Genomic DNA, 18,858 nt, shown 5'->3' on the forward strand with positions numbered 1-18,858 from the left:
CACCACCGATGGGAAGCCCGCCAGACTTGTAAATCTGACTTGGTTGAACTCGATACCCCATAGAGGTGATGTGGAATAAGAGATGGGCCCAGAAGTCCGCAAACGCCCCCGCAACGACAACCTAACCGTCGCATATGGACCGGCTAGGGCCGCTAAGTCCTTTATTTGCTAGGCACTTCGACTACTCACCCTACCAAGTTCGGCACTTCAGCCGTAGAATCACTCTCAGTAGGCGAGAAGTTGGGACCGTGCTGGGCGTTGCCGGGCCGGTCAAGACGTAATGAAGAATGGGCAGCAAACGGTGACTGCTCGCCTCTCTCATCGTTCAGGAGTGATTTGGTAAGTGCCATCTCTGTTTGTCATTCGTGGCCGCGACCAAGGTACGCGGTTCCAGCTTGAGGAACCGGTCCATACCGTCGGGCGGACTCAATCGAATTCCGTGCGCCTGCACGACACTGAAGTTTCCCGTGAACACGCGGAACTCGTGCGCCGTGGCGATGGCTATGTGCTGCGCGATCTGAGCAGCTCGAATGGCACGTATGTGAACGGCCAGCCAACCAGCGAACGCGAACTTGTGAGCGGCGATCAATTGCAGTTTGGTCGTTCGATGTTGCTGTACACCGGCTTTGTCGAAAACGCCTACGAGAACATCGCCGACCAGATCGACATTATTCCCCGTGCGGATAGCAACGACGGTTCGCGGATCGTGGCCGCGTTGAGCCACTCGAACAACAGCGATTGGCTCTTGCCCGACGCGCGTGATTCTTCGAGCCCCTGGATCGCACGGGCACGCAGCAATTTGCAAATCATGTATCGCACGGCCTTGGCGGTGAGCCACACGATGGACATCGACCAATTGCTGGCCCGCATCATGGAGATGATCTTCGAGTGGGTCGATGCGGATCGTGGCTGCATCATGCTCTACGATACCGAAAGCGAACAGCTCGTACCGAAAGTGCGTCGCCATCGCCGAGGGATTCGCAGCGATGAAAAGATTACGATCAGCAAGACGATTCTCGACTTTGTCGTAGATCGCAACGAAGGGGTGCTCACCAGCAACGCCCGCGACGACAAGCGTTGGGACCCCACGGCCAGTATTGTGAGCTTAGGTGTACGCGAGGCGATCTGCGTGCCGATGCAAGGGCGTTACAACGTCGTGGGTGTGATTTACATCGATACTTCGATCACGCCGCAACGGATGTTGATGAACGCCGGTAAGATCGATCAATTCACCGAGGAGCATTTGCGGTTGATGATCGCGATTGCTCATCAGGCTGCACTCGCGGTTGAAGATACGTCCTACTATAAGGCCATGCTGCAAGCAGAACGGCTCGCGGCGGTTGGCCAGACGATTGCCTCGCTGTCGCACCACATCAAGAACATCCTGCAAGGGGTGCGAGGCGGCAGCTATTTGATCGAACTTGGTCTTGCCGATCATGGCAAATCCCTAAGCAAAGGCGAGCCCGACGAAGCGGCCACGAACAAGGCGGTCGACACGATCCGCAAAGGCTGGGGCATCGTCGAGCGCAACCAGGAACGCATTTCCGCTCTCGTGATGGACATGCTCACGTTCAGCAAAGAACGCGAGCCCGAACCGCGGGCGGCGGATCTGAATGAATTGGTCAAAGATGTCGCCGAGTTGATGCAAGTTCACGCCAACGATATGAACGTGATATTGGAATCAGGAATCGATCCCGCGATGCCGGTATTGATGTTTGACCCCGAGGCCATGCACCGCGCGCTACTCAACGTTGTGACCAACGCGATCGACGCCTGCGACGAAGTTGAGGGGGCCACGGTTACGGTCAGTTCGCAGTACGACCCAGAACAAAAGTTGGCGCGATTGGTGATCACCGATAACGGTGCAGGGATCGCGCCCGAGGACCTCGATTCCATCTTCCACGTGTTTGTTTCCCGCAAAGGCGGACGCGGTACGGGATTAGGCTTGCCCGTTTCACGTAAGATTCTTGAAGAGCACGGCGGGCAAATCTTGGTGGCGAGCGAACCAGGCAAGGGGAGTTCGTTTACTCTTGAACTTCCCGCCACTCAGCCGAACGTTGAACAGTTGCAGGAGTTTGACGGCGAGCCGGGCACGCTCAACCGCGCGACGCAGCAGCACAAAGTCGCTCCGCCTCAACCTTCGTAGTGGGCGTTCGCACCGACATAAGGATTGTGCTCTTTCTCTTCACCGATTGTTGTTTGTGGTCCGTGGCCGGGAAGAACGATAGTTTCCGCGGGCAAGGTGAACAGCTTTTCGTGGATCGAACGTTTCAGATCGGCGAAATTCCCATCGGCAAAATCAGTGCGCCCGATGCCGCCCGCGAAAAGCACATCGCCCCCCAGCACGAACACGGGGTCGTGATCTTCCACGATGAAGACCACATGTCCGGCGGAGTGGCCGGGCGTTTCGCGAACCTTGAGCTTGATGCCGGCCAAATCGAGGGTCTCGCCTTCGGCCACGGTCTGGTCCGCTGGGGGGCTAACCAGTTTGAAGCCGTAACCAGCCGAGAGGTTACCTACGGGATCGGTCAGTTTGCTAGCATCTCCATGGCCGATGATCAGCGGGCACTCAGGCCACTGCTCCTTAAGCGACGCGTTGCCGGCAATGTGGTCGGAGTGGCCGTGAGTGCATAAAATGGCTGCGGGTGTGAGTTCTTGCTCTGCTAGCAAATCTAAAATCGCCTGTGGATCGAAGCCTGGATCGATCACCAGGCACTCACCTTCGCGTGGGCCGGTGACGATGTACGTGTTCTCGTCAAAGGGCATGGAAACCACGCTCTGAATTTTTAGCGGCGACTTATGCATGCAGTGAAATTCCTCTTCCGCCAGTTTGCCCAGTTCGCTAACATCCCCACCCCCGCAGATACCCGCAGCAAGATCGTTACTCTCCCAATAGTTCCGAATAGGCAGGTTAGGTAGAAACTCGGCTTTGACGAGCTGATTGTAATTGTTTCTGCCGTGCGGGGCGATAGTTAGTACGACCGGCAATATTTTCCGTTCTCGCCGTCGGGAAAAGCTGCCTCACGACGGGTCGTGCACATCGCACAACTAACCAATATGAATTGAAATCGAGTGCCGGGAGTGCAACGCTTCCGCAGGAGTAACTTAGTATGGGCTGTAAAGTTTCTTCGCTGTTAGCCGCCACTCTTCTCGCATCACCGTTCTGTCCGACCACATTTGCACAACAAGCTCAGCTAGTCGAGCCCATCCACCGAGTTGAAAACCAACAACCGGCGGCCGCTGCTCCCGCGCAAGTGCCGGCTCAACTTGCTTCGCGAATTGCCCCTCCAGCGTCAACGGGTCCGTTCGATTTGAATCCCCAACCCGGCGAGCATCCCTTGATGCCGTCAGTGCGGATGGCGCAAGACGCGGTAGCTCGAATTGATGCCACGATCGCTGACTACAGTGCGATGTTGATCAAAGAAGAACGTATCGACGGAACACTGAATCCCAAGGAAGTGGCGTTCGTCAAAGTTCGTCACCAACCTTTCTCGGTTTATTGCTACTTCCTGCAACCCCACAAAGGCCGGGAATGTGTTTACACCGATGGCCCCAATGCCTCGAAGGGTGTACTCGTGGCTCGCGATTGTGGTTTCCGCCAACGCCTGGGCAAGTTCGAGCTTGATCCCGAAGGCCGCTTGGCAATGGCCAATCAAAAGTACCCCATCATGAAGCTAGGCGTTCGCAACCTCATGGAGGAACTCTCGGTCGTGGGTGGCAACGATACCCAATTCGGTGAGTGCGAGGTTCAAACCAAGCAAAGCGCGATCAATGGCCGGGCTTGCACCTTGATCGAAGTGGTTCACCCGGTTCCCCGTCAGAACTTCCGCTTTCACAAAGCTGAAATCTTCATCGACAACGAGTTGAAGCTGCCAATCCGCTATGCCGCTTACATGTGGCCGCAAAATCCTGGTGAGCAACCGCCGTTGGAAGAAGCCTACACCTACCTGAACATCAAGTTGAACAACGGCTTCACCGACGCCGACTTCGACAAGAACAACCCCGAATACTTCAAATAAGCAGGTCTTTGTTCGATCAATCATCCATCAGCCCCAGCATCGCACTATGTGATGCTGGGGCTGTGTTTGTTTAAAGAGACGATAGACGGCCAAAAAACTATTCTTACACCTCTGGGGTCACTGCCCCGCTTTAACGTCATCACATCTAACAATGCAATCTGGCTTGCATGAGATATAAAGTTAATCGTTATCAAACGCATAGATGCACGTCTGACGATAGGTTTCCCCAGGCCGCAACACAGCGGAGGGGAAATTTGGATGGTTCGGCGCATCGGGGAAATTTTGTGTTTCCAAACAGAACGCGCATTGCCCGTGATACGGCACGCCCTTTTTGCCTGACTGCCCCGAGAGATGATTTCCCGTGTAAAGCTGCACGCCCGGCTGATCGGTGGCGACACGCATCACCCGACGTGACTTGGGATCGAGCACCTCGGCGATAGGACGCAACGTGCCCCACTCGCCGTTAAGCACGTAGTTTTGATCGTAACCGCCGTTGGTCTCCGCGATGCGATCGCCAATCGCATGCCGCGTGCGAAAATCAAGCGGCGTGCCAGCCACTTCAGCAAACTCGCCGGTGGGAATCAAATGTTCGTCGACAACCGTGTAGCGGTCGGCATCGATCATCAGCTCGTGATCGACAATGCTCGGACCGTCCTGACCAGAAAGATTGAAATAACTGTGGTTTGTGAGATTGATAATCGTCGGCTTGTCGGTGGTCGCTTCGTAGTCGATCCGTAAGGCGTTGTCTTCGCTCAACGTGTAAGTGACCGTGCAGTTGAGCGTCCCGGGGAACATTTCTTCACCGGCGGGGCTTTCGTAAGTGAACCTTACGCCTAATTTGTCGGACAGCTGCTCTCCCGTCCACTTCACCTTATCCAAGCTTCGCGAAATACCACCGTGCAAATGATTGGGACCATTATTGATCGCCAATTGATATTCCACGCCATCGAGTGTGAACTTGCCATGCCGAATGCGATTGGCAAAGCGACCCGTCGTGCAACCGAAATGATGGTTGGCCCCCGAATCATATTCACCCACCGTATCGAAACCGAGCACCACGTCGTCGAGTTTCCCCAACCGGTCGGGCACGTGCAATTCCGCCAGCGTGGCTCCACGGGAAAACCATTTGGCAGTCATGCCGTGCGAGTTCGTGACGATAAACATGGGCGATTTCCAAAAGCTGAAATGGTGACGAGTTCAGGCCGGAAATTATGGCGATCCGCGCGAATCTCCGCAAGCGAATCCCGGTGTCGGGGGTAGGCGAAAAATGGTTTTGTCAGGTAACATATCACGATCGACTTTGTGAGAATACATTTCAGCGGAACGTCCTTAGTAACGAGAACACCAGCAATAATTTCATGCATAATCAACAAACTTCAATCCGCATCGGCGTGGACCTGGGTGGCAGCGACATTAAACTCGGGGCCACCGATTTGAGTGCCACGACGATTCTGACTCCTGAATTGGTCAAATGCGCGAGCCTGAGCCAAGAAGGTCCGCAAAAAACGATCAGCCAAATCACCAACGGCGTGCAAGCCGTTCTTAACAAGGTCGATGCCCGCTGGAGCGACATCGCCGACATCGCGGTGACTGTCCCTTGCCCTTGCTCGGCCGAAGGATTGATTTTGAGCGTGCCGAATCTGGGCACGCCCGAAACCAAGCATCTCTGGCAGGTGCCGTTTGGAGAACTGCTCGCTGCGGAAATCGAAAAGGTGGCTGGTCGCGCGATTCCGGTTTTTGCCTGCAACGATGCCAACGCCGCGGGCCAGGATGAAGACTTCACACGCTTTGGCAGCACCACCGCCTCGCGAACGACGGTCTTTGCAACCACCGGCACGGGCCTGGGTGGGTGTATCATTGCCGATGGACGAGTCTTTTTTGGTTTGGGTCAAGCGGGTGAATTGGGTCACATGAAAATCGCACCGCCGGCTGCCTATGCCGAACGATTTGCCGACGATCCGTTTCCCACCTGTGGCTGCGGAGCCAAACAGTGTGTGGAATCACGCGCTTCATTGTCGGGGCTCGTGCGGCGGATTACTTGGGCGTTGAGTGATGCCGGCACGGCGTTGATCACCAAAGATTTGCAGTCACGCGGCCAGTCCGTGAATCCCGAAGTCGTGGCCCGACTCAAAGAGCTTCATCAAGAAGGGGCGAAGCGCGCCGCTTACGAAGTTCGGACCTTTGCCGATAAGCAACAAGACGCCTTCTGCCGTTGGCTGCTCGATGATTGGGCGATCATGTTCGGTGCCCTGTTCGCAAGTGTTGCCGCCGTGCTGCACCCCGACATATTCATCATCGGGGGTGGACTCACGGAAATGTCGACCGAAGGCAAGGAATGGTTCTTAACCACGGTGAAGCAATCCTACGCCGCTGTCAACAAACAAGTCTGTTTTGATAGTTCCCCCACCAATTGCGACATCCAGTGGAGCGTTAGCCGCGATCAAGGGTGGCGGGGTGCAATTCTGATGGCGATGCGAGCCAAAGGTTAAAAAGAAAAACGAACGATCCTTGACCAATCAAGCGCCGCCACGAGTACGCGCGGCCTGGGAGATCTTGTCGCCGATCATGGCGATTTTTTGGTCACGCAACCGCTTTTCGTTGAGCCAATACGGGCTCGTGATTTCTTTAAAGGCATAAATGGCCGCTTGAATCCCTTCGGCCCAGGCCACGGTAATGAGCTTGATGTCTCCATGCACGTCGCCGATGGCGAAAATCCCGCGCCGACTGGTTTCAAAGTAGGGATCGACCGCAATGCTGCCATCTTCATTGAGGCGAAGATTAAGACGTTGAAAGGTTTCCTTGGCCGAGAGAAAGCCAATCTGTACCACCACATAATCGGCGAGGAGTTGCTGGCCTGTGGTGAGTTCCAAGGCAATTTCGCCTGCTTGGAACCAAGCCCGAGAAATTTCGGTGCTGCAGTGGACGGTTCCACCCGCCTGACGAAAGCGCGTCACGCTGTCGGATTTCGCGACGGGCACTTCCTCACGGACCACGACGTCGACTTGGCCGTTGCGCTCTTGAGCCATCACCGCGGCATCAAGGGCCGAGTCGCCGCCACCCACCACAACAATCCGTCGGCCATCATAGTCGCCGATTTTGGGAATCTTGTAGAACACCTTCTTGGATTCAAGTGCATCGACCACTGGCAAGGCACGTGGATAATGCAAAAGTCCACAGGCTATCAAAACCTTGCGGCACAGATACTCGCCGTTCTTAGTGACAACCTTCTTAAGAACGTCCCCTTTTTCTTCTTGATTGGTGTCTTCAATGGTTACGAGCTCGTCATTGAATCGAAACTGCACCAGGGCGTCGACTGCTTGCCGATAGGTGCGTGCCGAGAGTTCTTCGCCACTAATCCCATCGGGAAAGCCGGGAATGTCGACAATCTTTTTGTCGGCGTAAAGAAATTGCGGCTGTCCACCCGGTTTGTCTTTGGCTTCAATCACGAGTGTCGTCAGTCCGCGATGCGCGGTCGTCAAACTCGCCGCCAACCCCGCGGGGCCGGCTCCAATGATGACAACGTCCCAATAAGCCAAACTGTCGAAATCGAGATCATCCGCAAGTTCGGTGACTTTGAAATCAGCCATAAAACGTGTTCCTTCCAGCCGTTTGGTTCTATTCCCGCTTCGTTGTTATAATGAAAGTCTGAATGTGGAACCACCGCGGGAATAAAGTCATGACGCTTCGCACGCTTATCATTCCTCTCTTTATGAGCCTCGCTGGCGGCGCTATGTTCGCGAGTTTTTGCGCAGCGCAAGGGCGCAATCCGATGCAGCAAGGCGGTCAAGGCGGTATGGGTCAAAGTGCCTTTGGACTCAGCGGTCAAGGCGGTGGGGGACAAGGTGTTGGCCGCGGTCAAAGCCGAGCCGGTGGGCAAGGAGGTTTTGGATCATCGGGCGGTTTTGGATCGGGCAGCACGGGCGGCGGTGCTTTCGGAGGTATGGGCCAAGGCGGCACCAATCAACTTGCTCCCGGCCAAAATGGCTTCATCGGCAGCAACTCTGATCAGGTTCAAGATCTTTTTCGCAACCGCCGAGGAGCCCAAGGTCGAACCGCGATGTTTGATTTTATGATCGAGAATCTCAACGATATGCGTGATCGCGGCGGTCGTGGTGGTGGCGACAATCGCACGCCTCCCGTTCGCGTAAAGCTGCGCCCCGCGTTTGAAACACCGCTGGGCACGATGCAGCAGGTGCATAGCGACGTTCAGACACGCCTTTCAAGCAGTCTGAATGATCTGGGAGTGACCGATACGCGCATCGCGATGGAAGGTCGCACGCTCACCCTCGAAGGAACCGTGGCCAGCGACCACCACAAGGCGTTGGTCGAGAAAATGATCTCGCTGGAACCAGGAGTATCGACGATCGAAAATCGTTTGACCGTCGATCCTAGCCTCAAGCCAGAATAATGCCCATTATTTCTTGGGCGAGCTAAGACGTTTTTCCCACCTCTTGGGCAGCGAAATCGTCGTGGTCGACATCCCTGCCTCGGCTTTTTCAGCTTTCTGCTCTTTCACAGGCGTTTCGGCTGAAAGTTGTTGCACGACGTTTTGCACCAAGGGTTTTTCCGTGTGCTGAGCAATGTCGACCTTGCCGACGCCCGCTTCTTGAACAAGATGTTGACGATCTTCCTTGCTTACGCCTGGCAGAAGATGCTTGGTTTGCTCGCCCATCACATAGTTGGCACCATCGGGATCAAAGCGAGCAATCAGGCTGATATGCTTAATGTCTCCCCCGACTTCATCCCAGGGGATCCATACGCTGTAAGAGGGACCTAGCTGCGAATCGCTTTCGTGCCGTACAAACGATTCCTTGGGGAAGACATATTTCCGCGTCGGATGGGTTTCATGCGGCTTGCGGTCTGTTTCGTCGTAAGCATACACAACCAATTGACCATCCACGCGGATCGGATCTTCAGACTCTCGATTGAAGAAGATAATCCGCCCACCAAAGCCACGTTGAGGCGCTTTCCCCGTGCGTTGAAGCACCGTATCGGTCCAGGTGCTGACGATTCGTGTGGGCACTTCCGGCAAGTCCGGTTTGCTCGACTTCATTCCGACCGCCCGCTTGAAATCTCCGTTCTTAGCATATCGCCAAGATTTCTTCGTCGAAGCGCAGCCCGAGACGCTGCTGATCGCCACCAGACACGCCAGGGCTATCAACAACAATGGAGACCGTCGTTGGCATACTTGCTTGTTCATGTTTATTTGGCGGCCGTCGCTTCGTTTTTCGAGCTGCCCAACGAAAATGGGAACCGCAATGCCGAGCGCTCGCCTGACTCTTGCATCGGAGCATTACTCTGCGGCGGCAATGGCATCTCGTCCAGGGGGGGAGCTAAATCCGGCGTTGGCAGCAGCTCACCCTCGGGAACCTGTTCGGGAAAGACCGTCTGCGATTCCGATTCGCCCAGGACGTCGTCCTTGCTCCGTAATCCCACCGGTCCGTGCATGTTGATCACGTCGGAAAGGCACCAGCTCATGCGGGCCGATTCAACTTGTTTGAGCATTTCTGACTCGAAGCGATTGTTCACAACATGCGGCGTCAGAATGATCAGCAACTCCGTGCGACGCGTCGAGGTGCTGTCGAAACGGAACAAACTTCCTAAGAGCGGAATATCGGCCAGGATCGGCACGCGACGATGCAAGGCAAAGTCACGTTTCGTCAACAAGCCGCTTAACACAACCGTTTGACCACTCGCGGCACTGACGGTCGTGGTGGCTCGCGTCATCGCGATGATCGGTGCGTTGATCGCGTCGCCGTTGGGAGCGATCGACACCGGCACGCCGTCGGCAACGCTTCCCAATTCACTTTTCTCGGCAATGACGTTCATCACGACCAAGCCTTCGGGACTGATCCGCGGCACGACGGTTAGGCCCAAGCCCACTTGGCGGAAGTCAATTGTATTGTTGCGCTGGCCCAGGGCGTCGATCGTGCTGCCCACGATGAACGGCACGTCCTGCCCGACAAACGCAGTGCCTTCTTGATTGTTGAGGGCCATGATCTGCGGACGGCTCAGAATTTCTAGCTTGCGAGATTCTTGCAGAGCTCGCAGCAGCATGCTCACGCTGTCGCTGCTTGCCGAGAGGACCATGCCGCCAAATCCCAGGTCCGGATTGACCCGCTGCATGGCAAAACTTGCCAAACCTTGGGCGGCCACATTGCCTGCCGTAGCCAACGACCGGTCACTACCAGAATTGCCCAACGGAATGCCCGCGTCACCAAAATTAAAGCCAGGGGCAAGCGTCGCAGATTGAATCGTTTGCTGTTCAACCTGGGTTATCGCACCGCCTGGAGTCGTGGTTTGCGTCGTCGTATCCGTAAGCTCCAGTTCGCTTAAGAGACTCCGATCGAACAACACAGAATCTTGCAGACCGAGTTCGATGCCGAATTCATCGGCATCTCCAAGTTCCACTTCGCCAATCAGCACTTGCACCATCACCATCGGCTCTTGAGCATCAAGCTCGCGCACCAAGCGTGCAATCTCGTCGTAGTAGCGCGGAGTGGCGCTGACGATCAGACTGTTGCTTTCAATCTCCGGTACGACCACAACTTCCCGTTCGATCTGCTGGAAGGGACTGGCCGTTCCGGGAGCGGTCCCTTGCACGTCGCGCTCGGCACGCAACCAATCGTTTAACGCCAATGCCACTTCTTCGGCCGGTTTATTGTTCAGTCGATAGACATGATTCTGCCGATCCCGGGAATCCGTGGAGTCGAGTCGCAGCACGATGGCCTCGACCACCAGCAAGTCTTCCAACGTTCCCGCGGCGATAATGCTGTTGGTGCGTTCATCGACTTCGATGCGTATGGCCGACAGAGAGGCCGGTTGATCACCGTCCCCTTCCCCTTGTGGTCCCGTGGCAAACAGCTCTCTTAAGGTTTCCGCCAAGGATACGGCATCGCCGTTCTTGAGCGAGAAAATCTTGAGCTCCACGGCGGCATCGGGGGATTGATCCAATTGAGAAATCAAATTCGCCAGCATCGGCATGCTCTCGGGAGGTGCCGTCACGATCAAGGCGTTCGCGCTCGGAGCCCCCGTCACTTTCGAACCGCTCAATACGCCCGATTCCAACTGCTGCTTCCCTTGAGAATCGATCGTGATCAATTTCAGCAACCGCGAAAGATTCTCGGGGCCACCTGTGCCCGTCGGATTGAAAGCTTCTTGCAGCACTTCAGCCAGATCGGTTGCGACGGTGTTCTTGAGTTTGAACACACGTATCTCGTTGACCGAATCGCTCGCCTGCTGATCGATTTCGTTGATCAACGCGCGGATTTCTTCCATGTCCCGCGGTGTGGCCCGCACGACGAGGGCATTCAACCGCGCGTCGGCAAACATTTGTGCCCGCGAACCGAGGCCCGGGACTTCCGTCTCACCTTCCACGGCAAACAAACTTTCCACTACGGGGAGCGCATCCACGGCGTTGGCGTTTTTCAAGCGGAACACGCGGAACTGCATGTTCTCTGCGGGCGTTGGCAGATCCAACCGCTCGATGATGCTCTTCGCACGTTCCACCGAAGGTTCCAAACCGACCAGCAGAACTGCGTTAGGATTTACGAGCGGCACCGCCACGATCGAACCAAAACCATAACGTGTGGAAAGCTCGCCCGTGACTTGCACGAGCAATGCCGCCAGGGCCTGCGAATCAATGTTCTTGAGCATCACCACTTCGATCACCGGCTCGGAGATTTGTTCCATCTCTTCGATTTCTTCGATGATCTTCATCACTCGTTCGACGTCTTCGGGGCTACCACGCAGCATCAAGCTGTTGGTCCCTTCGACAACGTCGATCCGCACCGGTCCCAGCGGGCTATTCTGTTTGCCACCCTCAGTCGCGGCAGGAGCCTCGCCAGGGATTTCGGCTTGAACGGTTTGTGCTTTTGTCGTGGTTCCCGTCAGCAGCGCAACCGCTTCACGCAATTTGGGATTGGTCGGAGCTTGCAACACGGCCACCTTTTCACCAGCCGCCGATTTATCCAGCGTCGCGACGATTCCTTGCCAGGCTTTCACTTGGGCCGGCGTGCCGTCAATCTTGAATTCCTTTGTGGTATCGTTGACCCAGATCTTCACCACGGGGCCATCGCGATTTTCGATGACTGTCGCGCGTCCCGCTGAACCGGCTTCAACATTGAGTTTGCGTCCCAGAACTTGTTCTAAACGCTGATGCAGCGTTTCGGTCGTCAAGGATTGAAGCCGATTTGAAACAACAGGAGCAGGCAGCACCGGAGCAACCTGCGGCGCGAGTTGAGGCCCATCACTGGGAGCAGGTGGAGCTGGCTCTTTCGCCGTGAACTCTCGTGCAATTCGTTCGTGAACCGCAGGTAGCGCGACCACAACCCATTGCTGCGAAGCAGCGTCGTAAAATTCTCGCACATCTTGCCGGCCAGCAAACTCTTGCCTGATCGGCTCCATGCGCTGAGCACCCGCCGCATCGACACGATACGTTTGCACATACGGGCCGCTATTATTTGTGGCCTGCTGCGCTGCGGCCAATTGCGCCAGTAGACCAACAATCGCCACACAGCAAAGCACGATAACGCGCCGCTGAACGCCCTTGAGCAGATTGGATTGTTGGTTGGTCATGGCAGGCCACCGTTGCCGGATAGGTGCGCGGAACGCCTAAAAAGGCGCCCTTACAATCGGAATAATCGGCAAAGTTTGCCCAAGACGCCAGAAAATACCACCATCTGGGGAGAGATTATCCCGCTAGCAGATTAGCCTGCTTGCTGCGTAACGGGCTGAGCTTGTCCCAAGGACTGCCCCAAGAAGATTTGCAGGCGGTTGCCCTCTTGCTCGACGATGGCTCGGCGGCCGTCGATTTCACTCACTTTGCCGGTGAATTTACCGATCTGAATCGAATCCCCGGCACGGAAATACATCATCTTGCCGGAGTCTTTCATCCGGATCGACATATACCAACCCCCCTCACCCTGCCCCATGCCCGAGATGAATGCTTGATCGGCTTCGTTCTCTTGAGGTTTGCTAGCAACGACGGCGGTGTCTTTGAACGGCGCAAACAGATCGCGTTTGGCGATAGCTGCTTGCAATTCATCGAGCGGCGGAAGCTTTAAGTCACTCTTCAGATCGCTCAACGTATCGGTGCGTGGTGAGTCACGCATTGATAGCGCATCAACCGTCAACGTAATCGAAAGATCGTTTCCTTCCTTGGCGGGAGCAAGCGAAGCCCGCGAGATTCTTTGCAAATGCCCTGCTTGATAGAACCGTGACAGAAAATCGACAAGCTGCGACATTTGCCCCGAGGCCGTCACGACATAAGTGAATTCCTGTGTGCGGTCATTGCCGCCTCGTAGGCCAGCAGAACTTTTGATGTCAGCCACCTTCAACCCCGCCTCGGTCATTTGTTTCTGCAACCAATCCTGGTAGAGCGAATTCGCAATATCCGCATTCGTCGGCAGCGACTGCTTCTGCCAGCGGCGCAGCTTCGTCACGGCTCGCTGGCCGCGCAGCTTGGCCGTGCGGGCTTGGCTAACTTCCTGTTCCGCTTCGCGAAGTTCCGAACGATTCGCCTCGACGGCATCGCGATAGCGGGTCAGCCCCGACGAGCCAACCCACAACACGGCAATCATGCCCACGGTGCCAGCGAGAATTTTTTCGCGTTGCGTCATGGCTGGCCCCCCGCGGGACTACCATCGACGACGTCGACCACGATTTGCACCTGCCAAGGGTACTGCCCCCCATCGGTCGTAGGATCGCTTTGCTCGCGGCGGACACGATGGCCCGTATCGCGCAGGCGATTCTCCAACGGCTGAACTGCGGCGGCACTAGCCACGTTGCCCGTGAGAATCAAGCGTCGATTGGTGAGATCAACTCGCTTCAAGACTCCATCGTTGGCGATTGCAAAATCCTTGGAATCAAACGTCTCTGGCCGCCAATCCTCGCCCAAAGCCGCGAGTTCCGTGAGCAAATTCGGCGAAGCGTCGAGCCACTCGCGAATCCGGGCCGCATCGCGTTCTTCTGCCTGCAAAGGCTCCAACTCTTGATTGATGGTGTACAGTTCGTCCTGCAATTTCTCCGTCGTCCACAGCGGCTCGTTGAGATTCGCATACATCTGCCAGCCGATCATCGCCGCAAGTAACCCTGCGGCCACACCCGCGAGCACCAACGTGCGTCGATTCGATTTCGGTTCCGGCGGTTTCCGGGGATGCAAAAAGTCGAGGACCGGTGGCTGCCCTTGCACGGCTTGCCAGGCGATTCCCAGCAGCGGCAAAAGTTCGGCTCGGATCGCAGTTGCCGACTCCGGCAATGAGACTTCCGGCGGCAAGCTCAAAGTTCGCACCGAGTGTGTGAACTGGCCCCGCAATTCATCTGCTAAACCTTGCAGCGCCGCAATTGGTTCACCCAGGGCAAGAATCTCGGCCTCATCGGCAAGGATTCCTTCCTGCGACAAACTCAACATCGTGCGGCGAAGTTGGGCGGTCACTCCAGCAGCCGCTTTGCCACTGTCCAGTTCTTCCACAAGCGTCACTTGTCGAATCAGCGCCATCTCGCCGGCGACCATCGCCCAAATCGTTGCTTCTTTACCCTGGATTGCGACCAGTACCTGTGTGGTTTGTGTCGCTGGGTCGAGTTGCTTGCCAAGTTCGGCCCAACCGACCGCCAACGGAACGAGATGCTCCGCTTTCAAACCGGCGATGCGTGAAAAATTCCGCACGCGTGCCAGCTCTGCCACTCGGAGCATCATTCCCAACACCCGCTGGGGACGATCTTCGCTGCCGACAAACGGCAGGAAGTCGTAGCCAATCGCTTCATCGTCGCGCGACGGCTCCAGATCAAGCTGCAACGTGACCAGGGCCGGCAGATCCTCGGGCGGACACGGGGGCAATGAAACATACTGCCACTTGATGGCCGCTGAAGGAATCGCCATCAACATCTCAGCTTTGTTGGGCTGATGAACTTCCAATTCCGCGGCAAACTTCTTTGCCGCGGCGGCGATATCCGCGCCCTCAATCTGTACGGCAATCACGCCTTCGACCTGCATGCCCGAGTGTTCCGCGCGCGCAACCACGGCACGAATTTCTTGAGGAGCAAGTTGGATAACGACGGCTCGTGTCATGCTAATATTCTTCGTAGCCGCAGGCGGAAGCACACGGTTCTTATAATTATGGACCACCGGCTCCCGCCGACGGCTATTAGATAATTTTAGTCACAAAACTGGGCCGATGCGAAACTACTTATTGCTGCTCGATGACTGCCGCTCCCAGCTCCGTAGGCGTAAATCCCGGCCCCAATTTGCTCAAATCTTCCCAGCCGACCAGCAAGGTCGTCGTATCCGTGCGGTCAAACACAATTTGGGCCCGCGAGGTCGCCGGCTGCCCGTCGAAAAAGCCCACGACTTGGGCACTGTAAACGTCACCTCCCGAAGTGACAAACGGATCGATCTGTTTCATCTCTTCGAGGGTCACCACCCCATTGGCCAACAGCCAAATCGCATGACGCTGCAAACTGATCTGTCGATCGACGGCCACCTCACGCATCGTGAGAATCTGATCGGCTTGAATTTCCGTCAGATTGGGGATCGACAACAGCACAGGCCGCGTCGCCAAATTCACATTGATCCGCCCACCACGCGCTGCCTCATCGGTGGTGGTCAGCTTGTCCAACAAGGTCAAAAAAACGCCGCTATAAAGCCCGGCACCATCTTGCCAAGGAGATTCAACCGTTTCTTCCGCTCCACCTGGTGGTGTCGCCCCCGGAGGAGTCCCTGCTGATTCGCCCTCTTCACCCTGCACAGGTGGGGTTTGTCCTGATTGGCCGTTCTGATTCTCTTGAATGGTTACTCGCGCTCCCACCAAATCCAATAGCGAATTGATCTCGGTTGTCGGTTCGACGTTCAAATCGATCGTCAACGACGCGGCGCTCGAGTTCCCGCCACCAGGGCCAGCCGATTCCCCCTCCGCCGGCCCATACTGGCGATACGCGATAATAAAATTCGCAGCCTCCGCGTCGACGGCTTGTTGCAACGCCGTCTGCAACGCACGTAAGTCGGGATTGTTGACGTTGATCTTCGGATTGCCCGTCGGATCGAGCATACGCTCCGCGGCATAGACCGTAAAATACGCCGACCAACCCCGATTCAATTGGCCCAGCGAATTATCAAGCTGCAACAACATCCCCCGCGCCTGCTCGCCGGTGTCCACCACAAAATTGCGATTCGTATCGAGTCCATACAACAACTCCGGCGTCACGCCCCGAACTTGCAGCAACTCGCTGAGCGATTGCAACGGCCCATTCCGCGGTTGATAGGCCGGGCTCAATCCCTGGTAATAGCTATCCTCGGCACCATACGCCCGAGGCTGGTTATCGGCGTCAATCCAATCGAGAATCGCGTCGGCGATGTCCTCGGTCATCCCGGGAATAAACAGCAATCGATTCCGCGTGGCGGTCTCATCCCCTTCGGCTTGTGCCAGCGCGTTGAGATTCAACTTGCTGGATTCGTCTTCCAAGCCGTAGCGCACGCCGGAGTAGTAACCCTGGACGATATCGGGAGCGACAACCGTGAACCGTCCGCGTGATTCCAGATTCAAATCATCCGCCACCAATATGCCTTGCATCGTGCCAGGATTGGCCAGCAATCCTCCTTGCTGGGCAATCAACGCATCGGTTTGATCGAGAAACAAGCTGAGATGGGCGGCTGCTGATTCGGTGAGATAGCGAGCTTGCAGTTGCTGACCCGCGTTGCGTGTGGCTTGATGCTCGTTGCGCATCAATGTCAGATACGACGCCGTCGCCAGCGACATAATCACAATCGACAACAACACCAGCAGCAAAATACTACCGCCGCGGCTCGCACGATTGATCAGCATCAGGGGCCTCCTGGCTGCTGTGGTTGACTCGTGTCGGGTGCTGCGGGGCCGCTCAATTGTTGCGGCTCGTCAAGCTGTGGGATACGCACGACCAGCCGGTGTTCCACCCACCGCGCGGGATCGCGGCGACGTTCTTCTTCATCAAGATCTCGCTGTGCAGCATCGATCCCCAGCACGTCCGCAAACAGTGTGACCTTGATTTCCACCGCCGCGGGCAATCCTTGCTGCGTCGAAGAATCCCACTCTTCAAACCACTGCACAGCATCGGAATACATGAACGAAATCTGCACCACTTCCGGCGCAAGTAATTCCGCCGGTTCCTGGCTTTCGGTAAGCCTTGCGCTCGGTGCAGTCGTCGACATGATCGACGCCGTGGGCGTTTGACGGCGGTAAAGCCCCGTGTAGCCGGTCAAATTCGTGTTGTCACTCACGCCCCCCGCCGCCAAATCCGCGAGCGTCATCACCCGCCCTTCTTCAAAGAAATACTCCACCGTCTGGGGCATGTCATAAGGATCAGTCGTTGCGGCGATTTCAGCCGCAGGCACCATCACCTGCCGCCAATTCCGCTCCGTCGCACGATCGATCCGCAACTCGGTTAAAGTTCCGTAGATGCCCAGATCGGTCGAAGTCGATTGCCCAAAGGCAGGGCCTGAACTTGACCCAGCATCCGAGCCAAACCCACTCTCTGCGCTGCCGTCAGCCAAGCCAGGTTGCCCCGCACTCGAGGACGACGTTGCATAACGAGCTGCTCGCAGATCCTCGGCAATCTTATTGAGCAACGTCCGCGCAAGTTGGGACGATTCCACTTGCGTGCGGCTGGTATCAACGCGGACGAGATACAAATCGATGGCCGTCACCAACAGCGCCATCACCGCGCCACACAGCCCAATCGCCAACACAACTTCCAGCAGCGTAAAGCCACGCCTCATATCCCCCTCCGTGGTACTCCAGGGAGGGGCTAGGGGAGGGTCGATTGAACCCAGATACCAACATCGCTTCCTAACCACTGCCACCTCCCACACCAGCTGTGGCATCCGCGGGAGTTTCCGCCACCGGCGCAGTGTAGTATCTGACCAATCGATATTTCACCGGATTAAACTGCGGCTCCAAATCTTGCTCGACAATCACTTCGATCAATGAGAGCCCAACGATATTCGTCGTGTTGATAGTCACGCTGTACATCCAGGGAACGGTTTCCTCGGACGTTTCCAATGGCTGCCGCGAAACTTGAATGACTTCCGTGATTCCAACAAGCATTTCATCCATCACGGTCGCCGCCATCAGCTGCGCGCGGGATTCGGCTTGAGCATCGCGCGCGTGGCGCCCGGCGATAGCCATGATTTCACCCAACACGGCGACAGACCCCGCCAGAATCGCGAGTGCCAGAATGACTTCAATCAGTGTGAATGCCGAACGAGCGGAGCGTCTCATTGAAATTGCCTCCGCTCGGCTTCTTCTTCGGAGAGCAATTCACTCGAACGCGCCGTGCCCGTCAGCGCTCGCAACGTGGCTCGCTGAAAAACTTGCTTTTCATTGCGCAGCAACACGCTCGCAGCGGAGGACGAACCATCGGGGAAAAACAAAATGGGGCTCGACCACAAGCCAGACCCACCCTGCGCCATCGGCGTGACTTGTGGCCCAACCGTCGGTTCAAAAACCTGAACATCCCCCTCAGCAAAAACCACTTGCTCGGGAAGATTGATGTCTTCAATCGGCGCAGTGTCTGTAACAAGCGCAGTCGGTTCTTCGACCACCGGCAGCGTCTCCTCAGGAAACCAAGGCTCGCTGCGATAGCTACCCGATTCCGGTTGAAACCGGAATTGCTGAATCTGCCCCGTCTCGATGGCCCGGGCGCGTGTCTCCGACCACGAAGCCAGAACTTGATCGGTAGCTCGTCGCAAACGCACCGAGGCGAAGCCCCCTTCAAAGAGCGGCATCGCCAGGCTGCCCACGACCACGAGCAACACCAGAACGAGCAGCACTTCAAACAGCGTCAAGCCGCGACGAGCAATTGGCACGGA

Annotated in this window: 15 protein-coding genes; 4 read left to right on the plus strand and 11 right to left on the minus strand. The window is 56.3% G+C overall.

The features are described from left to right. Window positions 1-343: 343 nt before the first annotated feature. Window positions 344-2,146: an ATP-binding protein gene (locus AC6T8Q_RS09185; RefSeq protein ID WP_500678789.1), complete on the plus strand. Its 1,803-nt coding sequence runs from the start codon at window positions 344-346 to the stop codon at window positions 2,144-2,146. Here the strand turns inward: AC6T8Q_RS09185 and AC6T8Q_RS09190 are convergent. Continuing rightward, the gene (locus AC6T8Q_RS09190) at window positions 2,134-2,805 is read right to left on the minus strand and encodes an MBL fold metallo-hydrolase (protein WP_500678790.1); all 672 of its coding nucleotides are present in this window, start codon (window positions 2,803-2,805) and stop codon (window positions 2,134-2,136) included. The genes AC6T8Q_RS09185 and AC6T8Q_RS09190 overlap by 13 nt on opposite strands. A 305-nt stretch (window positions 2,806-3,110) precedes the next feature. Between AC6T8Q_RS09190 and AC6T8Q_RS09195 the strand changes: the two genes are divergently transcribed. Continuing rightward, window positions 3,111-4,019: a DUF1571 domain-containing protein gene (locus tag AC6T8Q_RS09195; protein WP_500678791.1), complete on the plus strand. Its 909-nt coding sequence runs from the start codon at window positions 3,111-3,113 to the stop codon at window positions 4,017-4,019. A 180-nt stretch (window positions 4,020-4,199) separates the two neighbouring features. On the opposite strand, the gene AC6T8Q_RS09200 is transcribed toward AC6T8Q_RS09195, so the two are convergent. Beyond that, complete coding sequence (locus tag AC6T8Q_RS09200; protein WP_500678792.1) at window positions 4,200-5,183, minus strand: aldose epimerase family protein; 984 nt, start codon at window positions 5,181-5,183, stop codon at window positions 4,200-4,202. A 194-nt stretch (window positions 5,184-5,377) separates the two neighbouring features. On the opposite strand from AC6T8Q_RS09200, the gene AC6T8Q_RS09205 reads away from it, so the two are divergent. Beyond that, window positions 5,378-6,508, plus strand: coding sequence for an ROK family protein (locus tag AC6T8Q_RS09205; RefSeq protein ID WP_500678793.1), 1,131 nt, complete (start codon window positions 5,378-5,380; stop codon window positions 6,506-6,508). A 27-nt stretch (window positions 6,509-6,535) separates the two neighbouring features. Here AC6T8Q_RS09205 and AC6T8Q_RS09210 read toward each other — a convergent pair whose 3' ends face one another. After that, a complete protein-coding gene (locus AC6T8Q_RS09210; protein WP_500678794.1) occupies window positions 6,536-7,606 on the minus strand; it encodes an NAD(P)/FAD-dependent oxidoreductase in 1,071 nt (356 codons plus the stop codon). Window positions 7,607-7,695: 89 nt separating this feature from the next. Here AC6T8Q_RS09210 and AC6T8Q_RS09215 point away from each other — a divergent pair, with 89 nt between their 5' ends. Continuing rightward, on the plus strand, window positions 7,696-8,427 hold the full coding sequence (locus tag AC6T8Q_RS09215; protein ID WP_500678795.1) for a BON domain-containing protein: 732 nt from the start codon (window positions 7,696-7,698) through the stop codon (window positions 8,425-8,427). Between the two features lie 6 nt (window positions 8,428-8,433). Here the strand turns inward: AC6T8Q_RS09215 and AC6T8Q_RS09220 are convergent, their stop codons facing one another. The 8 genes from AC6T8Q_RS09220 to AC6T8Q_RS09255 form a co-directional block, all read right to left on the minus strand. Then, window positions 8,434-9,219 (minus strand): hypothetical protein, encoded by a 786-nt coding sequence (locus tag AC6T8Q_RS09220; RefSeq protein WP_500678796.1) that lies wholly within the window; start codon window positions 9,217-9,219, stop codon window positions 8,434-8,436. 2 nt (window positions 9,220-9,221) lie between these two features. Beyond that, window positions 9,222-12,596, minus strand: coding sequence for a secretin N-terminal domain-containing protein (locus tag AC6T8Q_RS09225; RefSeq protein ID WP_500678797.1), 3,375 nt, complete (start codon window positions 12,594-12,596; stop codon window positions 9,222-9,224). A 131-nt stretch (window positions 12,597-12,727) separates the two neighbouring features. Beyond that, complete coding sequence (locus tag AC6T8Q_RS09230) at window positions 12,728-13,639, minus strand: hypothetical protein (RefSeq protein WP_500678798.1); 912 nt, start codon at window positions 13,637-13,639, stop codon at window positions 12,728-12,730. Further along, window positions 13,636-15,087 (minus strand): hypothetical protein, encoded by a 1,452-nt coding sequence (locus tag AC6T8Q_RS09235; RefSeq protein ID WP_500678799.1) that lies wholly within the window; start codon window positions 15,085-15,087, stop codon window positions 13,636-13,638. Before AC6T8Q_RS09235 ends, AC6T8Q_RS09230 begins: the two co-directional genes overlap by 4 nt. 118 nt (window positions 15,088-15,205) lie before the next feature. Continuing rightward, window positions 15,206-16,837 carry a type II secretion system minor pseudopilin gene (locus AC6T8Q_RS09240; RefSeq protein WP_500678800.1) on the minus strand — a complete coding sequence of 544 codons (1,632 nt, stop codon included), beginning with the start codon at window positions 16,835-16,837 and terminating at the stop codon, window positions 15,206-15,208. Further along, window positions 16,837-17,766 carry a PilW family protein gene (locus tag AC6T8Q_RS09245; protein ID WP_500678801.1) on the minus strand — a complete coding sequence of 310 codons (930 nt, stop codon included), beginning with the start codon at window positions 17,764-17,766 and terminating at the stop codon, window positions 16,837-16,839. The genes AC6T8Q_RS09240 and AC6T8Q_RS09245 overlap by 1 nt, the downstream gene beginning before the upstream one ends. Before the next feature lie 70 nt (window positions 17,767-17,836). Then, window positions 17,837-18,268: a type IV pilus modification PilV family protein gene (locus tag AC6T8Q_RS09250; protein ID WP_500678802.1), complete on the minus strand. Its 432-nt coding sequence runs from the start codon at window positions 18,266-18,268 to the stop codon at window positions 17,837-17,839. Further along, on the minus strand, window positions 18,265-18,855 hold the full coding sequence (locus AC6T8Q_RS09255) for a hypothetical protein (RefSeq protein ID WP_500678803.1): 591 nt from the start codon (window positions 18,853-18,855) through the stop codon (window positions 18,265-18,267). Before AC6T8Q_RS09255 ends, AC6T8Q_RS09250 begins: the two co-directional genes overlap by 4 nt. Window positions 18,856-18,858: the final 3 nt, after the last annotated feature.

Origin of the sequence: Bythopirellula sp. (assembly GCF_041737835.1) — a bacterium.
In the GTDB taxonomy this organism is placed as follows: domain Bacteria; phylum Planctomycetota; class Planctomycetia; order Pirellulales; family Lacipirellulaceae; genus Bythopirellula.